The sequence below is a fragment of the Ruegeria sp. G12 genome (genome assembly GCF_056533565.1).
Genome location: NZ_JBQFOO010000005.1, coordinates 34,867 through 51,710, shown reverse-complemented (window position 1 = coordinate 51,710; position 16,844 = coordinate 34,867). Strand labels below are relative to the sequence as shown.

Below are 16,844 nucleotides of genomic sequence, written 5' to 3'. Positions count from 1 at the left end.
ATCAAATCGTCACATCAATGCATGACCTTGGGGCACAGTGGCATAGCTGCCGCACAGGTGTCTGACAATCAAAGCGTGATACGGCGCGGGTTGTTGCATGCGGAAAGAGAGTGAACTAACGATACCGCAATGCGATTTCTTCTGGTCCTGATTTCCATTGTGCATATCTGCGCCGCTACTGTCGCCCACGCGCAGGATTCAGCGCTTTCTCAGCCAGACCTCAGCGCATCCGGCACGGCCTATCAAAAGGCGGTCCGGTATCGGGGCATCGATACGGATGTGGTCTATTTCGACCCCACACAACCCGCCCCGCCGCTGGACACGGAATTTACCCCGCAAGAAGATGAAGACGGCGAAACCGATCAATCCGAAGCCGATAAGGAGCGCCGGATCGTAGCAGCCATCTCCCTGCTGGTCCTGATTTTCATCGTGGCACTCGTCTACTTCGGTGCGGGGCGGGCCTCGGTGTCGTTCCGCTCGGCCAGTGAGAATGCGCGGCGCAAGCCCAGTCAGGCCGCTGCGGATCAAACACCCGACGCAGGCGGGCAGCCTGATCTTGAGGCTCTGCTAAGATCAGGCAATCGCGACCTGGCAGTCGTAGGCCTTGCGCAGATGGCCCTGACCCGCTGCCTTGCCGCCAATGAGGTTCTGTTCAAACGCAGCTGGACCCATCGCGAGGCGCTACGCAGCCTGCCGCAAAGCCTGTGGTACATGCCGGACCTGCGCGCGCTGGTTCTGGCGAGCGAGCAGGTAAATTTTGGCCATCGCTCGATCAATCAAGCGGATTTCGACGCGCTGGTCGCCCGCGCCCGTCCGATCCTGCGCGAGGTGCCCGCATGACGGATATCGCCCGCTTCGACACCGACAGCCGGATGCGGCTGGACTGGATCGTGATCGGCATCGTGGTGGTGCTGTGCGCTGGCATCTTCTTCTACATTTTGGCCGGGCGGCAATACGCGCTGCGCGAGTCCGCCAGCGGATTCGACGGGCTGGATTACTGGCTGACCAGCGAAGGCCACGCCGCCCAAAGCTTTACCGGAGGGTGGCCGCTGGACCGCAGCACAATCGGGCTACTGGTGCAACCGATCTATGACACTCATCCCGGCACCGACCGGACCCCGGCCAAAACCAAGGAAGACCTGCTGTTTCAGGCGGATGAATTCGATCAGGACATGGACGTCATCCGCGAACGGGCGCAATCCGTGCCCAGTCTTGTGATCCTGCCCAAATGGCGTAGCGGGATGCGGCTGACCGGGTTCGGGCATCCGGTTCTGATTGCCCCGCGCACCGATATACAAGCTGTGCTGCATCAGGCGCTGGGGTCCGAGGTCGGGCGTGTCTCGTTCGTGCGGTCTCCGTTCCGGGAGTATGCGCTGAATTCAGACCGCGATCTGGTCGCGCGGATTTATGCGGCCCAAACCTTTGAGGGGCGCGGATGCGAGCCCCTGTTGGGCCGCGCCGGGGCGATGCTGCTGGGGCGGTGCCCCCTGCCGGGGGACGGCGAACAGGATCACGTCTATGTTCTGTCCGATCCCGATCTGCTGAACAATCACGGCCTCAGCCTGGGCGACAACGCCTTTATCGCCGCGCAACTGCTGCCCGAGATCGCGAGCGGCCAGCGGATCATCATCGACTACAGCAGCCGGAACTGGCTGACCCAGCCGGAACAGGTTGTCCAACGTGACCGAACGTGGGACGACCTGAAACGCCTGTTTGAACCTCCGTTTCTGATCCTGTGGATCGGCGCGGGGCTGCTGCTGGCGCTGGCGCTCTGGCGTGGTGGCGTGCGCAGCGGGCCGGTTGCGGACCTGCCGCCGGCGCTGGGAACCGGCAAACGCCGGGCCAACCGGGTGCGGGCGCGGCTGATGCGGATGACGGATCAGGACGGGGCCATGCTGGCGGATTTCATCGACACCCGCCTGCGCGCCCGCGCGGCGCAGGTGTTCGGCGCGGGTCACAAAACCCAGACCTCGCCCGAATCCGCCTATCTGAAATATGTCGCAGCCCGGAAACCCGACCTCGCCGCGCGGCTTGAGGATGTGATCGGAAAGATCCGCGCCCTGCCCGCGCATCTGGGCCCGAATGACGCGATTATCTACGTGGACCAATTTGAACTGATACTGGAGCAGCTTGCCGATGACGCTTGATGACTTATTCGCCCATGCCGAGGCCATGCGGGCCGAGATCGGCAAGGTTGTTCAGGGCCAGCAAGAGGTGATCGACCTGTTGCTGACCGCCTTGTTTGCCCGTGGTCACGTTCTGCTGGAAGGGCCACCCGGAACCGCCAAGACCCTGCTGGCGCGCAGCTTTGCCGGCGCGCTGAACCTGGAGTTCGGACGCATCCAGTTCACCCCCGACCTGATGCCGGGCGACGTTCTGGGCACCTCGATCTACAATTTCCGGACCAGCGAGTTCGTTCTGACCAAAGGCCCGGTCTTCAGCCAGATCCTGCTGGCGGATGAGATCAACCGCGCCCCGCCGAAAACGCAGGCCGCCTTGTTGCAGGCGATGAACGAGCGGATGGTGACGATTGATGGCACCGATCATTCGCTGGGCTCGGAATTCATCGTTGTCGCGACCCAGAACCCGATCGAACAACAAGGCACCTACCCCCTGCCCGAGGCGCAGCTGGACCGCTTTCTGTTCAAGGTAAACCTGACCTTCCCGCCCGAAGAGGTTGAACTGTCGATCCTGCGTCAGCACGCCAGCCAGCCGCTGGATATTCTGAGCGCGGCGGAGGCGGTGAAACCCCTGCTGGATGCGCCTACCATGGCCGCCGCGCGGGATCTGATCGACGGGATCGTGCTGGATGATGACATTCTCGCCTACATCCTGCGGCTGGTGCGCGCCACGCGGGAAAGCGCCGATATTGCCTTTGGTGCCTCGACCCGCGCGGCGGATGCCGTTGCCGGGGCGGCCCGCGCAACGGCGGCGCTGAACGGGCGCGACTTTGCCATCCCGGATGATGTGAAAGCCCTTATCATCCCTGCGCTGCAGCACCGGATCGTTCTGTCGCCTTCGGCCGAGATCGAGGGGCGCGGCGCGCGGCAGGTTCTGGAAAACATCCTCAACCAGATCGAGGCCCCCCGCTGATCCGCCCCTCGCGCATATTGCTGATCGCGGCCTGCGCAGCACTTGCCCTGTCGCTGACCGCGGTGATCATGGGCGAGGCCACGCGCCCCGTGGCCGGGTTGCCATGGGCCGTGCTGGGCCTGCTGGCAATCGGCGATCTGTTGCTATCTTGGCCGCGCAAAAGGGCAATCTCGGTCGAGCCACTGGGCGACATCTTTGTCGGCGAGGACGCGCAGATCGACCTGACCGTCAGTCCCGCCACCCAAGGTCTGCGCGGCGCGTTGAACTGGCCCGACGGGCTGCAGGGCCCTGCGAATGTCGATCTGTCCAAGGGCCGCGCCCAAATCCCATTCCGGGCCATTCGACGCGGGACTTGGGTGTTGTCGAACCTGTGGCTGTCCTGGACCTCGCGCCTGCGGCTATTCGAATTTGTGCCCAAGATTGCATTTGGCCTTGAGGTCGCGGTGATCCCCAATATCCGCCGGGTGCAATCGGGTGAGATTTCCACAACCGTTCAGTCCCGGTTGTTCGGCGTCAAGGAAAACCGCGCCATCGGCGAAGGCTCAGAATTCCACCAGCTTCGCGAGTTTGTCCCCGGCATGGACGCCAGCTCGATTGACTGGAAACGCTCGGCCCGGCACCGCGCGCTTGTCGCCAAAGAGGTTCGGGCCGAGCGTAATCACCATGTCATCATCGCCCTGGATAACGGCTTTCAGATGCGCGAGGAAATCGCGGGCCTGCCCAAGATTGACCACGCCATTACCGCCGCGCTGGCGACGGCGTGGGCGGCGGCCATAGGCGGCGATCTGGTCGGGCTTTACGCCTATGACGCCAAACCCCGGATGTTTCTGCCCCCTGAACCGGGCCGCGCTGCCTTCACCCGCCTGCGCAGCCGCACGGCTGAGTTGGCCTATGAAAGCGTCGAAACCAATCACACGCTAGCCATGACCGAGTTGAATGCGCGGACCCCCAAGCGCAGTCTGATCATCGTGTTCTCGGATTTCGTCGACACGACCTCGGCCGAGTTGATGGTGGAGAATGTCAGCATTCTGGCCAAGCGCCACTTGATCGTCTTTGTTGCCCTGCGCGATCCGATCCTTGAGGCGCAGGTCAACGAGCCGCCACAGGACATGGACGGGGTGGCCCAGACCGTGTCGACCGGTCAGTTGCTACAGGAACGCCGTCTGGTGCTGGAACGACTGCACCAACTGGGCATCACCGTGATCGATGCGGAACCCGGCACCGTTTCGGCCCGGCTGATCTCAACCTATCTGGAAATCAAAGCGCGGGAGATGATCTGATGGCCGACAGCGATCTGATCCGCTCGGCCCGGTTCCGGCACGAACGTGAAGGCGACTGGCGCAGATTGTCGGACCTTGTCGACAAGGCCGAAACCCGGGGCCTGCACCGCATGAGCTTTCAGGAGGCGCGCGATCTGGCCGACCTTTACCGTCAGGCCACCACGTCCCTATCCATCGCGCGCGAGATATCGCTGGATCGGGGTTTGCTGGACTATCTCGAAGCCCTGACCAGCCGCGCCTATCTGAGCGTCTACGCCCCGCAGCAAAGACTGGGCGGCATCCTCCGCAAGTTTCTTACCACTGGCGGCCCAAAGGCGATGCGGTCGTCGTGGCGGGTGACGCTGCTGGGGTTTCTATGCATGGCGGCAGGCGCGATTGCCGGGTACTTTTTCTATTTCGACGACCCCGAGTGGTTCTATGTCTTCATGGCCCCCGAACTGGCGGGCGGGCGAGGGCCAGAGGCAACAACCGAATTCCTGAGCTCGCGCATCTATGGCGACGCATCGAGCGATGGCCTTGGGGCCTTTGCCACTTACCTGTTTTCGCACAACACCCGCATCGCCATCCTTGTTTTTGGCCTCGGGGCCTTCCTGTGCGCCCCGACGATCCTACTGCTGTTCTATAACGGCCTGATGCTGGGCGTGTTTTACGCGCTGCACGTTGATCGCGGTCTGGGCTGGGATATCTTCGGCTGGCTCTCGATCCACGGCGTGACCGAACTGTCAGCCGTCTGCATCGCCGGGGCCGGAGGGCTGAAGCTGGGCCTCGCGGTGCTGTTCCCGGGCCAACAGACGCGAAAAGCCGCCCTGCGCGCAGCGGGTCATGACGCGGTCAAGCTGGCGCTGATTGCGGCGCTGATGCTGGTGGCCGCCGCGCTGCTGGAAGGGTTCGGACGCCAGTTGGTGCAGGACCGCACCACCCGCATCACAATCGGCTGGGGGATCGGCCTGCTCTGGCTGCTCTGGTTCCTTCTGGGCGGAAGGAGGCGGTCATGACCAAACCCGCACTGGACCGCCTGCTGCCGCCTGAGGGCGTGCCGCTTTACTTCCGCGTCGCAGGCGTTGGTGTGCGCACCGCCGCGCAACTGACCGATCTGCTGATCACCGTCATCGGAGCCGTCGCCGTTTTCCTGCTGGCCCTTGCGCTAGAGCTTGTAAATTCGAACACCGCGACCGCCATCGCCGCCATGCTGTTCTTCTTCATCCGCATCCCGTACTACGCGGCATCCGAGCTGATCTGGAACGGGCAGACCATCGGCAAGCGGATGATGAGGATCAAAGTCGTCTCAGCAGATGGTCAGGCGCTGACCACGCAATCGCTGGTCGTGCGCAACCTGATGAAAGAGGCCGAAATCTTCCTGCCCGGCACCATGGTGGTGACCCTGACCACCGACGCGCTGATCCCCTCGATCCTGTCGTTGATCTGGGCGCTGGCGGTTCTGGCGGTGCCGCTATGCAACAAGCGCAGGCAGCGGCTGGGCGATTTCGTCGCCGGGACCTTCGTGATCCACCTGCCCAAACCGATCCTGTTGCCCGACATGTCCAAGGCGGCCCGGCCCCCGTCAGCCGTACAGCCGAAATTCCGTTTCCTGTCGCATCAGTTGGAACATTACGGCACCTATGAGTTGCAAACGCTCGAAGACGTGCTGCGCGCCGCGAACCGCGCCAAAGGCCCAGACGCCTATAAACGCCAGAAAGAGACGCTGGCCGCCGTTGTCGCCCAAATTCGCCAGAAGATCGAATATGCTGACCCGATCCGCGACCAGGACCATCAAGCGTTCCTCGAGGCCTTTTACAAGGCGCAACGCGCGTTTCTGGAACAGCGCCAGCTTTTCGGCGACAAACGAAAAGACAAACGCCATGCCGAAACCCAAGGCTAGGGTCATCTGTTGCAGTTTTACCAATCCGGGAAAACAAAACCTCGTTTTCACCTTGAGGCTGACCACGACCATGCGGCCTTATCTGCATAGCAATAACTGATTTCAGGACTTTGACATGACAGACAAGACTCATCCCGACACCCACATACCTTTCGGTGCGGGGGCAATTGTCGCGGAAACCTTTTCGATTCTTTTCAAGAAGCTTCACATCATAATTCTGCTGGGTTTTATACCGGCACTGATCGAGCTTATTCTGTCCACGACCCCCTTCTTGAACCAATCCGTTCAGGCCAGCCCGACGAACGAGTTCGACTTCGCCGCAATGGGTGTCGTTTTCGCTATCTCGTTTTTGATCACATTGGTAGCCGTTGGACTGACCACCGCGATGGTGGTGCAACTGGCCTATGACGCCAAGCTGGGACGTCCCGCGCAGATCGGCCGGTACTTTGGCGCCGCGCTCAGCAACCTTCCGGCAATTGCGGTTCTGTCGATCATTGTGGGCATCTGCAACATGATCGGAATTCTGCTGTTCATCGTTCCCGGCATCTGGCTTTACGGAGTGTTTTCCGTGATCACGCCCGCAATTGTGATCGACGGGGCAGGATTTGGCGCAATGCGGCGCAGCGCGGACCTGACCAAAGGCTACCGCTGGCCAATCATAGGCGCGCTGGTGCTTGTGTTCCTGTGCATCATCCTGATTTCATTTGTGCTGGCCTTTGTCTCGGCCATGGTGACGGGCAGTTTTGTGGTCGAGCCAGAGTCATCAGGTTTCGGGGTATTGACCCTGGCGCAGGTCGTCATCAACGCCTTCGCCTATGGGTTGGGCGGCGTGGCCGTCGCAATGATCTTCGCACGCCTGAAAGAGATCAAGGAAGGCGTCAGCGTCTCGGATCTGGTGGACGTTTTCAAATAGACTAAGAGCTGAGCCCGGTTAAAATCCAAGACCGGACCGCACATATCGGAGAACGTAAGTCGCTGAGACTGAACGAAATCCGCAGCGGTCCGGGTTAAGCGCAGTGAAAGACGGATCACCACGCCAGCCTGACCGGACCGCCGTTTGATTCACTTACGGTCAATGGGTACGGCGTAGCGTCAGAAAACTCCGAGAACACTGTTTAAGATACACGCAAAACGGCGTGTTTCGCCCTGATTTCAACGGGTTCAAGAGTTTTACGAGACTCCGCCACAAATTGGAAATTTCGCCTTGTATTCCCGCCGCTTGCAAGGATATACCCATCGGCGGAGACGTGGCCGAGTGGTCGAAGGCGCTCCCCTGCTAAGGGAGTAGGCGGGAAACCGTCTCGAGGGTTCGAATCCCTTCGTCTCCGCCATATATCATTGAATCAAAACGGCATTTTGCGGAACTGACGGCGACACTTGCCCAAAAGCCCGTCATCCCAAATGCGCTTGGTCGCCGCTCTATGCGACAAATGAATCGGTTAAGCTGTTAATCGTCAAAAAGTGTTTCTACCACAGCGAAGCACCGAGGTTTGGCCGCTGCCAAAGCAGTAAGCCCCGCGCGTGGCTGGGTTAAGTATTTGACGTCAGGCTGTTTTGAATATTGGTTGCGGGAGGGTGCAACCACCGATGCCGAACGCAATTGAAATGTCAGGTATAGGCGCGAACCCGACATACTCAACTCGTCATTAAACGTCTGCTCTGCGGACAAACCGGACTTGTGCGATTGCGGCAATTGCTGACGCGGCATTGATTTGCTGTCGCAGCACATTCATCGCTGCGTTGCAGCTGTTGTCGCCAGACCGGTCATTCAAAGCTATGATGATGCGATACTATCAAACTGTAGTTTCGCTGCACATAGGATCAGCAACTTAGACGCCGAACAAAGCCAACGTTTGCGTTGTCGCAGGCAGTGCAGCAGGACAGGCCATGCGGGCCTTCAGCCAGTAAGCAAATTCTCGTTGTGGCTCATGCAGGTGGCGGGGAAGAGGGAGTAATTCGCGGTCGTGGAATTTTTCATTAAGTTGAGATATTGCAGAGATTGGATCTTTGGTTCTTGCTTTGTGTTTGAATTGATCGGGAACGAAGCACCAATAGTGCTTCTATTTGTTGTTATGCTTTTTTGACGAGCGTATTCTTGTTTTTCTGACAGGAAATTAACGTTACTGCCGAACGCGATAGCCGGAAGCAATGATCTTGTTTATCAGAACAGCGGCGGCCTGGTGCATGTCCTTTTCATCGTTATTGCCGACCGCTGTTTCGTGGACAGCAGCTGCGTCATGCAGAACTCCCACAATTTCATGTTCGGGCAGAAGCTCACGATCTTTAATTGCAAGCAAAAGCGCTTCACAAATTGAGAGTGCGGCCATTCCTGAGTGGTCTTGCCGGTCAGCCATGGTAGACGTCCTTTTTTAACAGGCGTCCAAGCAAGGAAGCGCCACAATGAATTGCATCATACTGGCATAGATTGCTGTATACTTAACTGATCGAAAGCAGTCTTGGCGTCGGATAGTTTCGCGGGCTGCTCATCGATGAAGGAAGAACACTTGCGCACTATCAAAAACAGTCCACTCACCCGAAAGCTTTCAAACTTCGTCGCTCTGACTGAGGTTGAACTTGCGGCATTGGCACGCCTGCACAAGCGTCGCAGAACCTTTGAAGCCGGACGTGACCTTGTGCATCAAGGGCAATCAGAGCAGGCTGCCTACATTCTGGCCTCGGGCTGGGTTTGTTCCTACAAAACCCAGACTGACGGGTCACGTCAGATCGTCGATTTCCAAATACCGGGTGACTTTCTGGGCTTGCGAAGCGTTCTGCTGCACACCTCGGATCACAGCATAGAACCAATCATGGAAATCCAAGCCATTGAAGTAGTAGTGGATGATCTCCTGGAAGCATTTGCGCAGACGCCCCGGCTGGCGACAGCAATTCTTTGGGCGGTCTCCCGAGATGAAGCGATGGTGGTTGAGCACCTGGTCAACATAGGACGGCGCGATGCGGGTGAGCGCATGGCGCATTTTCTTTTGGAATTTGGTGTGAGGCTGACTCAGGTCGGGATGGCAAACAAGACGGGATACACTTGCCCCCTGACACAATACCACCTTGCCGATGCGCTGGGACTGAGTGCCGTGCATGTTAATCGTGTCCTACGGCAACTGCGGGAGAAGGGGTTGGTTACTTTTCAATCCGGGCAAGTGGTATTTGATGATTATGAAGGACTGGTGACGTTGGCCGGTTTTGACCCCACTTATCTGGATCAGGCCGGGCCACTGTTGAAGCAATAAGTTCACCCCTACAGCGATGCCGGGATTTTGATGATCGTTGCCTGTTAGAGACCGAATTCGCTTCGGCAGATTTGGGATTTCACTGAAAAAGAAGCGCAAGATAAATACAGTCCGATTGCGGTACTGGATTTCCTGCGCTTCTCAATTACTCGTTAAGAACACGCCAGCAAATATCCCGCCAACACACATCACGTTGCCGGAATCCAAACATCGTTGCACTGACGCAGGTTAGTCAATTTTTGGCGGCACCTGATCCTCGGGCACCAAATGCATTTGAGATTCCAATAAAATCTCAGGTCATTGGCCACAGACTAACATCGATCAGCGCGCGTCTGCCATTTGCACATTATTCTAAATTACAACGCCGGTACTACCGTGGCGCTTACGAGCGTAATCCGCGGCAGATTGCGCGGGGAAGATCCAACAAACTATATGGAGGACTAAGGTGAGCACGAGATCGTCCAGTTCTTTGGTGACGTTTTCAAATCCGTTCTCTTTGTCCGGCTATACAGATGAACTTCCTGCAGGCGAGTATGAAGTAGTTGTTGAAGAAGAACTACTACAGGGCCTGAGTTTCGAAGCATATCGAAGAACCGGAACCTACCTGACAGTTCAGGGCAAAGGCAGCAAGCCAGGCCGCACGGAAATGCGCCCAATTGACCCAGAAGATTTTGAACGGGCGCTCAAGCAAGACCAGACCTTGGCCACATCTAACAATGACAGCGATGCGGCGCTTTCCCCGCAGGAGGAATAGATTATGAACACGCCCGAATGGCTTAAACCCGGAATCTACGGCGCCCTGATCGGAGGGGTTTTCGTAGGCGTCGTTGGATTTTCTTGGGGTGGATGGATGACCGGCAGTAACGCGGACAAGATGGCCAACGCCATGTCCCGCGACAATGTAATCGCTGCCTTGGTTCCGATCTGCGTCGACATGGCGAGAACTGACGCCCAACGCGCCGAAAAAATAACAACGATCAAAGAAGCTTCTTCTTTCAAGCGAAAGGATGCCGTTATGGCAGCCGGCTGGGCAACGGTACCGGGATCCCAAACCCCCAATAAAGATCTGGCACAGGCCTGCATTGAGGGGCTGAACCTGGATGGATCGTAACTCAATCACTCAACATTCGGACAACGCCGGTTGCACCAGGACAAATCGAAAAAATCAGCACTGGTTTTACTCTCACTTTATGACGGCGCTGTTTGTTGGCGTTTTCAGCTGCTTGGCGGGCTCCTTTATCTCATCAAGTCCCGCATCGGCCGAAACAAATTCGATCCCGGATAATGCGCATCCCAAAAAATATGGCGACGGTTGGGAATGCGATTTGTCCTATCGGTTGGAAGGCGGAGAATGCGTGGCCGTTGTCGTGCCGGGAAATGCCTACCCCACAAACAGAACCTACGGCTCAGGGTGGGCATGTATGCACGGCTTTGTTGAAGTGGGCGGCACCTCATGCACTGAAGTGATTGTGCCTGAGGGTGGATATCTCGATCCGTCAGGTGAGAGGTGGCGGTGCCTGCGTGGATACACAAGAATAGACGATAGCTGCCAGAAAATCGTGGTGCCGGAAAATGCTTACCTGACGAACAGCACTTATGGATCTGCATGGCGTTGCAACCGTGGCTACGAAAAAAACGGAGAAGCATGCGTGGCAGTAGCGGTGCCGGAAAACGCTTTTCTGAACGCATCAACCAGCGGGCGTCCCTGGACGTGCGAGCGTGGGTATTTTGAGCGCGACGGACGATGCGATGCCGTCTTTGTGCCTGAAAATGCTTTCTACGATGACGCGATCCATGGAGTTGGATGGAAATGCGAACGTGGCTACGAGGCGTCCGGTGATCGCTGCAATGCAATCGAGCTACCGGCAAATGCCCATATCGACCGATCCGGCAATGGGTGGCAATGCCACAAAAACTATCATCGATCAGAAGGGCTGTGTGTTCTGAACCAGTGAGAATTCAGACAGAAAGCCCACTTTCCCAAACTTCACAATTTTTGCCCGTCCTTACCAAGGACGCGCGTTTCACAATCTAAAAAGGAACAAATATGAAACCCGTACCCATTGCGTCGGATGCCAAGCAGTTCATTGCCAGCGATGCGCAAAAGCTGGCGCCGGAACAAGCAGTTTTTCCAGAGCTTCACCGCAAGACACTCGTGACAGATACACCGACTGCAATTGTGTATTGCGAAGGAAACTTCGCAAAGATCGATGGCAAGACGGCTAATGGTCTCGTTCGACATTCACAGGCCTATCGCGTTCTTTCGGTGATCGACAGCACGTATGGCGGTTGTGACAGAGGCAAAGTGCTTGATAATATCGCAAATCAGGTTCCCATCTTCGATGATCTTGATGCCGCCGTCGCTAATGAAGCTACGATCCCCGACACTTTTATTTACGGAATGGCGCCGGCCAGCGGCAGAATGTCCCTTGAGGATCGCGAAGTTGTTGTGGATGCGATAACGCTCGGAATGAACATCGTCAGTGGGCTGCATGAATTTCTTAGCGATGACAAGGAGCTCGCTGGATTTGCCAAAATTCACGATGTCACGATACGCGACATTCGCAAGCCGCGGCCAAATCCCGACCTGCGCCTGTTAGATGGCAGTATTGGAGACGTCCAGGCGATCCGCATCGCGGTGTTCGGCACCGATTGTGCAATTGGAAAGCGTACGACCGCGACAATCCTGACAAACGCACTTAACACGCATGGGATCAAAACAGTTTTAGTTGGCACCGGCCAGACAGGTTTGATGCAGGGCGCCAAGTATGGCGTTGCGATGGATTCGGTGCCGCCGCAATTTTGTTGTGGCGAACTTGAGCGTGCTGTTGTTGCAGCATCTGAAGGTGAGCGCCCCGATGTCATAGTGATCGAGGGCCAGGGCGCGCTAAGCCATCCGGCCTTTTGCACATCAGCCTTCATTCTGCGAGGCAGTCAACCACATGCAGTTATTCTTCAACACGCGCCTAAACGAAAACGTCGATGTGATTTCCCCAACATGACTATGCCCGACCCTTGCGATGAAATCACCCTGATCGAGGCTTTTGCGAACACAGAGGTAATTGGCATGACGATCAACCATGAAGGAATGAATGATATTGAGATTTCAAAGGCCATCACAGACTATAACCGCAAATTGTATCTCCCGGTCACTGACGCATTGAACCGTCCTCCAAAAAACTTGGTGAATATGGTTCTATCTGCCTTTCCGCGCTTGCAACCCGTACGTGCTACGACGATTGAATGAGCAAGCTGCGTATTGACGTTGATCTGGACAAAATTCGGTACAACACACGGTTCCTGGTCGACCACCTTAGACCCCGCGGAATTACGGTGACAGGTGTGACAAAAGCCGTTTGCGGTCATCCTGAGATTGCGAATGCTATGCTTGAAGGTGGCGCGACAGGGCTGGCGGACGCGCGGATCAGCAATATCATACGTATGCGCGATGCTGGGATCTCGTGCTCCATATCCTTGATCCGAACGCCCATGCTGAGCCAGGTCGCGCAAGTTGTTGATAACTGCAATGTCAGCTTCAACACAGAGATGGACATTATCGCAAGCCTGGCCGTGAGTGCGCTGGGAAAGAACATTACTCACAATATTATCCTGATGGTGGAAATGGGGGATATGCGGGAAGGCATCTTGCCTGAACACATTGAAAGCACTGTGTCTCAAATTCTTAGAATGGAAGGGATTTCTCTGAAGGGGATTGGTGCAAATTTTGCCTGTCTGGGTCATGTGGCACCCTCTGCAGGAGCAATGGAATTGCTTTCGTCGCTTGCCGTCGGCACCGAACTTGCAAATGGACCCGCTCTGGAAACAGTGTCAGGCGGCGGCTCAGCCAGTTTGCCATGGGCGCTTGGCAAGGGGGCGACCGGAAAGATCAACAACCTGCGTCTGGGTGAGGCCATCCTGCTGGGTACTGACCCCATTTCGGGGTACACGATCGACGGGCTATACACAGATGTTTTCACGCTTTGGGCGGAAGTGATCGAAACGAAGACCAAAGCAAATTCAAATCCCGTGCAAATGACTTATCCTATGCCTTCAATGCGGTGTGTGACTTTAGACAGTCCTTCGAACACTCGGTCGATCCTTGCCATTGGACTCCAGGACACCGATGCGGCGGGTCTAATTTTCCCTACTGGCGTCACGTTCGTCGGAGCCACCAGTGATCATATCGTTGTTGAAACCACCAATTGCCTGCTTCGCGCTGGTGGCGAGATGAAACTGAAATTGAACTATAGTGCGCTCTCGCGCGGCATGGCTGCACCCGATGTAGCAAAAGTCTTCCATGGTGATGGCGCATTGGTTGACTGCACCGCAGCGAACACTGATCGCCCATATTCGAAGCGAAAGTAGCGCGCCAGGGTTGCCGCCGCCTCGGCTCTGCTTCAGCCACCCGTCTTATTCTACGGCTTTACGTAGTAAATGAGGCACCCAATCCCTATATTGGATGTAGCCGCATTCACTTTTCACACCCCATCTGGGCTTGTGGGTGGTGCGGACAATCAAAGGATCAAAATGATGTCTTTCAAAGACCTGACGACCAGAGCGGCTGCCGCACTGAAGGAAAACGATGCGGACGCGTCAAAAAAAGAAGTGACGTCGAAAGGGCAGGACACCGTCCCCGAAAAACCAAAGCCTAAACCCCAAAACTGATAATACCCTGCCGGGAGTGGGTGGCTTGTTCTTGTCTGCATCTCCGAGCGAGCGGTATCAGCAAAGGAGAATTAACCAAATGAACCAGATAATCAGCAAGACAATCGCAGTCTTTTCCAGGCCGTTTACTTTCCCTGGCTTTGACGAATTACTCCCGGCGGGCGAATACGACATAGAAACTGAGCTTTCCGCACCACCAGATTATTCGGATCCAGAAGCCTGGAAAGCATCAGTGCTAATCTGTCTGCATCCGCGGAAATCTCACCCCGGTCTGGCGCGTACCTTGACCGTTTCTCTTACTGATTTGGAGAGAGCCCGCGCAAAGGATAAATTGTCTTCAAAGCAGTTGTCGCAGTTCTTGCTCGACCAGCTTTTGGCCGATCCCATGGTGCAATTGATAATGGAAGCGGATGGCGTTTCAGAGACTCAACTTCGGCACCTCTACTCCGAGTCGCTCATCTCTGAGGCAGACGACAGATCATCAGATCAACGAGCCCTACCGCAAGGATGCGGAAACGGTTCTCGGTATACTTTCGCTGTCCAAGCTGCTGAGAACGAAGGAATGCCGGTTCATCCTAATAAAACCCCTCGGATTACAGGCCGTCCCATCGGACAGTCTGAACCAGGCAGCTCCTTCAATCTCAAGGCTTAGGGCTCGGAACTTTCTTTTCCAGTCGCTGTATAAACCAAAACAGAAATCGAGGCTAAGAACTGATGGAAGACCCCGACAACGAAGCAGATACGATCATGTCTCGCGCCCACAATGACGTGCCGCAAGAACGCCCATGTCTTCGTTGCAGAACTCCATTCTGGAGCGAAGGGTTTGGAGAGCGGATTTGTCGACGCTGCAAGGGGTTGAACGCGTGGCGAAATGGCGTATCGGTAAGCCCCGGGCTAGCTCGGCGTCGCTGATAACCTGACGACGGTCTTACCAGCTTTTCTGATCAAATCTCATTTTATCTTATTGGTGCTGACCCAGCCCGCTGACCCGGGCCTTTTAACGTGGAACCCGATCGGTAATCGGTGCTGAAGACGAAGCGCATGCGCGGTTTGGATTCGAACCGTTTTTCTGTGTAGCGATACGGGCTCAAGCCGCCGAATGCACACGCTGAGACCATGCCAGTATTCAAAATCGGCCAGCAGGCATTCACGCCGCTTGTACTATACGGTGGTCAGCGCGGTGCTGTTGCTTGGGTGCGGAGGCTGGATCGGAGTGCAAAATATGCAAAGAGTCCAGCTACCTGCAGTCACCCCAAAACCCAGAGCTTGGAACACGGGGCGGATCATCGGTCAGAAACGACCGCTACTCCCAAAACAGGTCTGGGCGATCCGTGCACGGCTCGAACTTGATGGAAATCTGCGTGTCCTCTCAATGTTCAACGTCGCGATCGATAGCAAGCTGCGCGGTTGCGATCTGGTCAAACTCGCTGTGACCGAACTTGTCAAAGACGATCGCGTCCGTGAACGTGTTTCGGTGATCCAGAGCAAAACCAAGCGATCTGTTCAATTCGAACTGACGGAAAACACGCGAGAAACTGTATTGGTATGGGTAAAATCGCTGGAAATGTTTGCTAGCCGGTTCATGTTTCCAAGCCGATTCCATGATCGACCACACATCTCGACGGGCCAGTTTGGCAGGCTGGTTCGAGACTGGGTGACCGCAATCGGATTGGAACCGAGCGGATATGGCACGCATTCGCTTCGCCGAACCAAAGTAGCTGAGATCTACCACAAGACAGGAAATCTCCGCGCGGTCCAACTTCTGCTTGGGCACACAAAAGTCGATAGCACCGTGCGATACTTGGGCGTTGAATTGGAAGACGCGCTAAGAATTGCAGAGCGTATAGATATCTGAAACAGTTTGGCGAGCGGCGCTGTCGGTCGCCAATCCATAGCAGTTCTAGTTCTTTTACGCAGGGGTGGGACGCAGCGAACCCTGAGCGGAAGTGTCAAAATCTTGTTGCGTGCGCTCGCAGCACAGATTTCTCGGCACAGGCGCAATTTACAGGGTGCGGGACCGAGCGGCCATTTGATCGCGCCGCGGGTACTTGTGCAGAAGCGGCGCGAACATCCCCGCGTTGCAGCCAATGTCCTCCGGCCAGTCATTCCTAGTTACAAGGAAGCCTTGATCACATACTCCTCTTTCGCCGCACTCAGGCCCGACAATTGAAACGCGGACTTAAACTGCCACCCGCTGCTAGTCTGGCCCCAAATCGATACAACGAAAAACTAATACCAGACAATTTCTTTCGGTAGTTCACCAGGAATCTTGGTCACCAGCAGTTCCAAAAACTATCTGCCCTAGTGGTGCTAGCGTTGCGACGAGGGAAACTTCCTTGACTCTATGCTGGCTAAGGACCACAAAAAGTGCATTGGTGAAAATTACTCGTCGCCGCGATGCTGCCGGTTTCGATGATCCAATGGCCTTCAGACTAACTGTAGCATGTACCCCAGCAAAGGAACGGGTTTCGCTGGGGTCTTCGTGATGAGCTAGTTCCTCGCAAGCATACACAACTGTCACCTGACAAGTCCCAGTCGTCGAGTGACTCATGAAAGAAGGCGCCGTATGAACAGCACATTGCTCTTAAATTGCGTGCTTGATGCCCGATAGATCAGGTCTCAGGCTCCGTTTCGACCATTCATTCATCGTGTTTGCTCGCTGCATTCTTTGTTTGATCCCGACAC

Annotated in this window: 17 protein-coding genes and 1 tRNA gene; 17 read left to right on the top strand and 1 reads right to left on the bottom strand. The window is 56.3% G+C overall.

From position 1 onward, the window contains the following. The first annotated feature begins 129 nt into the window (after nt 1-129). The 8 genes from ACR0JN_RS12700 to ACR0JN_RS12665 all read left to right on the top strand — a co-directional run bounded on the left by ACR0JN_RS12700 (nt 130) and on the right by ACR0JN_RS12665 (nt 7,583). Complete coding sequence (locus tag ACR0JN_RS12700) at nt 130-840, top strand: hypothetical protein (protein ID WP_480886041.1); 711 nt, start codon at nt 130-132, stop codon at nt 838-840. Then, nucleotides 837-2,147 carry a hypothetical protein gene (locus tag ACR0JN_RS12695; RefSeq protein WP_480886039.1) on the top strand — a complete coding sequence of 437 codons (1,311 nt, stop codon included), beginning with the start codon at nt 837-839 and terminating at the stop codon, nt 2,145-2,147. The genes ACR0JN_RS12700 and ACR0JN_RS12695 overlap by 4 nt, the downstream gene beginning before the upstream one ends. After that, nucleotides 2,137-3,093 carry an AAA family ATPase gene (locus tag ACR0JN_RS12690; RefSeq protein WP_480886038.1) on the top strand — a complete coding sequence of 319 codons (957 nt, stop codon included), beginning with the start codon at nt 2,137-2,139 and terminating at the stop codon, nt 3,091-3,093. Before ACR0JN_RS12695 ends, ACR0JN_RS12690 begins: the two co-directional genes overlap by 11 nt. 17 nt (nt 3,094-3,110) lie before the next feature. Beyond that, the gene (locus tag ACR0JN_RS12685; protein ID WP_480886037.1) at nt 3,111-4,373 is read left to right on the top strand and encodes a DUF58 domain-containing protein; all 1,263 of its coding nucleotides are present in this window, start codon (nt 3,111-3,113) and stop codon (nt 4,371-4,373) included. Continuing rightward, the gene (locus ACR0JN_RS12680) at nt 4,373-5,368 is read left to right on the top strand and encodes a stage II sporulation protein M (RefSeq protein WP_480886035.1); all 996 of its coding nucleotides are present in this window, start codon (nt 4,373-4,375) and stop codon (nt 5,366-5,368) included. Before ACR0JN_RS12685 ends, ACR0JN_RS12680 begins: the two co-directional genes overlap by 1 nt. Then, nucleotides 5,365-6,252, top strand: coding sequence for an RDD family protein (locus ACR0JN_RS12675; RefSeq protein WP_480886034.1), 888 nt, complete (start codon nt 5,365-5,367; stop codon nt 6,250-6,252). The genes ACR0JN_RS12680 and ACR0JN_RS12675 overlap by 4 nt, the downstream gene beginning before the upstream one ends. 115 nt (nt 6,253-6,367) lie before the next feature. After that, complete coding sequence (locus tag ACR0JN_RS12670) at nt 6,368-7,165, top strand: hypothetical protein (protein WP_480886032.1); 798 nt, start codon at nt 6,368-6,370, stop codon at nt 7,163-7,165. A gap of 328 nt (nt 7,166-7,493) precedes the next feature. Beyond that, nucleotides 7,494-7,583, top strand: a tRNA-Ser gene (locus ACR0JN_RS12665). Nucleotides 7,584-8,372: 789 nt separating this feature from the next. On the opposite strand, the gene ACR0JN_RS12660 is transcribed toward ACR0JN_RS12665, so the two are convergent. Continuing rightward, nucleotides 8,373-8,606, bottom strand: coding sequence for a hypothetical protein (locus ACR0JN_RS12660; RefSeq protein WP_010442296.1), 234 nt, complete (start codon nt 8,604-8,606; stop codon nt 8,373-8,375). Between the two features lie 135 nt (nt 8,607-8,741). Between ACR0JN_RS12660 and ACR0JN_RS12655 the strand changes: the two genes are divergently transcribed. The 9 genes from ACR0JN_RS12655 (at nt 8,742) to ACR0JN_RS12615 (ending at nt 16,014) form a co-directional block, all read left to right on the top strand. Continuing rightward, nucleotides 8,742-9,494 (top strand): Crp/Fnr family transcriptional regulator, encoded by a 753-nt coding sequence (locus ACR0JN_RS12655; RefSeq protein ID WP_480886030.1) that lies wholly within the window; start codon nt 8,742-8,744, stop codon nt 9,492-9,494. 445 nt (nt 9,495-9,939) lie between these two features. Beyond that, a complete protein-coding gene (locus ACR0JN_RS12650) occupies nt 9,940-10,248 on the top strand; it encodes a hypothetical protein (protein ID WP_480886028.1) in 309 nt (102 codons plus the stop codon). Nucleotides 10,249-10,251: 3 nt separating this feature from the next. Then, on the top strand, nt 10,252-10,605 hold the full coding sequence (locus ACR0JN_RS12645) for a hypothetical protein (protein WP_170447568.1): 354 nt from the start codon (nt 10,252-10,254) through the stop codon (nt 10,603-10,605). Next, entirely contained in the window at nt 10,595-11,449 is an 855-nt protein-coding gene (locus tag ACR0JN_RS12640) for a hypothetical protein (RefSeq protein WP_480886025.1), read from the top strand. Before ACR0JN_RS12645 ends, ACR0JN_RS12640 begins: the two co-directional genes overlap by 11 nt. A gap of 92 nt (nt 11,450-11,541) precedes the next feature. Further along, nucleotides 11,542-12,741, top strand: coding sequence for an N-acetyltransferase DgcN family protein (locus ACR0JN_RS12635; protein ID WP_480886023.1), 1,200 nt, complete (start codon nt 11,542-11,544; stop codon nt 12,739-12,741). Continuing rightward, nucleotides 12,738-13,859, top strand: coding sequence for an alanine/ornithine racemase family PLP-dependent enzyme (locus tag ACR0JN_RS12630; RefSeq protein WP_170499202.1), 1,122 nt, complete (start codon nt 12,738-12,740; stop codon nt 13,857-13,859). The genes ACR0JN_RS12635 and ACR0JN_RS12630 overlap by 4 nt, the downstream gene beginning before the upstream one ends. 165 nt (nt 13,860-14,024) lie before the next feature. After that, complete coding sequence (locus ACR0JN_RS12625; RefSeq protein WP_260026602.1) at nt 14,025-14,159, top strand: hypothetical protein; 135 nt, start codon at nt 14,025-14,027, stop codon at nt 14,157-14,159. A gap of 79 nt (nt 14,160-14,238) precedes the next feature. Beyond that, nucleotides 14,239-14,811: a hypothetical protein gene (locus tag ACR0JN_RS12620; protein ID WP_170499200.1), complete on the top strand. Its 573-nt coding sequence runs from the start codon at nt 14,239-14,241 to the stop codon at nt 14,809-14,811. A gap of 570 nt (nt 14,812-15,381) precedes the next feature. Further along, entirely contained in the window at nt 15,382-16,014 is a 633-nt protein-coding gene (locus tag ACR0JN_RS12615) for a tyrosine-type recombinase/integrase (RefSeq protein WP_480886438.1), read from the top strand. Nucleotides 16,015-16,844: the final 830 nt, after the last annotated feature.

Bases quoted from the DNA above. Each gene is read 5' to 3' on its own strand.
- ACR0JN_RS12640 (WP_480886025.1), top strand. From the start codon at position 10,595: ATGGATCGTAACTCAATCACTCAACATTCGGACAACGCCGGTTGCACC.
- ACR0JN_RS12655 (WP_480886030.1), top strand. From the start codon at position 8,742: ATGAAGGAAGAACACTTGCGCACTATCAAAAACAGTCCACTCACCCGA.
- ACR0JN_RS12675 (WP_480886034.1), top strand. From the start codon at position 5,365: ATGACCAAACCCGCACTGGACCGCCTGCTGCCGCCTGAGGGCGTGCCG.
- ACR0JN_RS12645 (WP_170447568.1), top strand. From the start codon at position 10,252: ATGAACACGCCCGAATGGCTTAAACCCGGAATCTACGGCGCCCTGATC.
- ACR0JN_RS12700 (WP_480886041.1), top strand. From the start codon at position 130: ATGCGATTTCTTCTGGTCCTGATTTCCATTGTGCATATCTGCGCCGCT.
- ACR0JN_RS12630 (WP_170499202.1), top strand. From the start codon at position 12,738: ATGAGCAAGCTGCGTATTGACGTTGATCTGGACAAAATTCGGTACAAC.
- ACR0JN_RS12615 (WP_480886438.1), top strand. From the start codon at position 15,382: ATGCAAAGAGTCCAGCTACCTGCAGTCACCCCAAAACCCAGAGCTTGG.
- ACR0JN_RS12620 (WP_170499200.1), top strand. From the start codon at position 14,239: ATGAACCAGATAATCAGCAAGACAATCGCAGTCTTTTCCAGGCCGTTT.
- ACR0JN_RS12670 (WP_480886032.1), top strand. From the start codon at position 6,368: ATGACAGACAAGACTCATCCCGACACCCACATACCTTTCGGTGCGGGG.
- ACR0JN_RS12690 (WP_480886038.1), top strand. From the start codon at position 2,137: ATGACGCTTGATGACTTATTCGCCCATGCCGAGGCCATGCGGGCCGAG.
- ACR0JN_RS12680 (WP_480886035.1), top strand. From the start codon at position 4,373: ATGGCCGACAGCGATCTGATCCGCTCGGCCCGGTTCCGGCACGAACGT.
- ACR0JN_RS12635 (WP_480886023.1), top strand. From the start codon at position 11,542: ATGAAACCCGTACCCATTGCGTCGGATGCCAAGCAGTTCATTGCCAGC.
- ACR0JN_RS12625 (WP_260026602.1), top strand. From the start codon at position 14,025: ATGTCTTTCAAAGACCTGACGACCAGAGCGGCTGCCGCACTGAAGGAA.
- ACR0JN_RS12695 (WP_480886039.1), top strand. From the start codon at position 837: ATGACGGATATCGCCCGCTTCGACACCGACAGCCGGATGCGGCTGGAC.
- ACR0JN_RS12660 (WP_010442296.1), bottom strand. From the start codon at position 8,606: ATGGCTGACCGGCAAGACCACTCAGGAATGGCCGCACTCTCAATTTGT.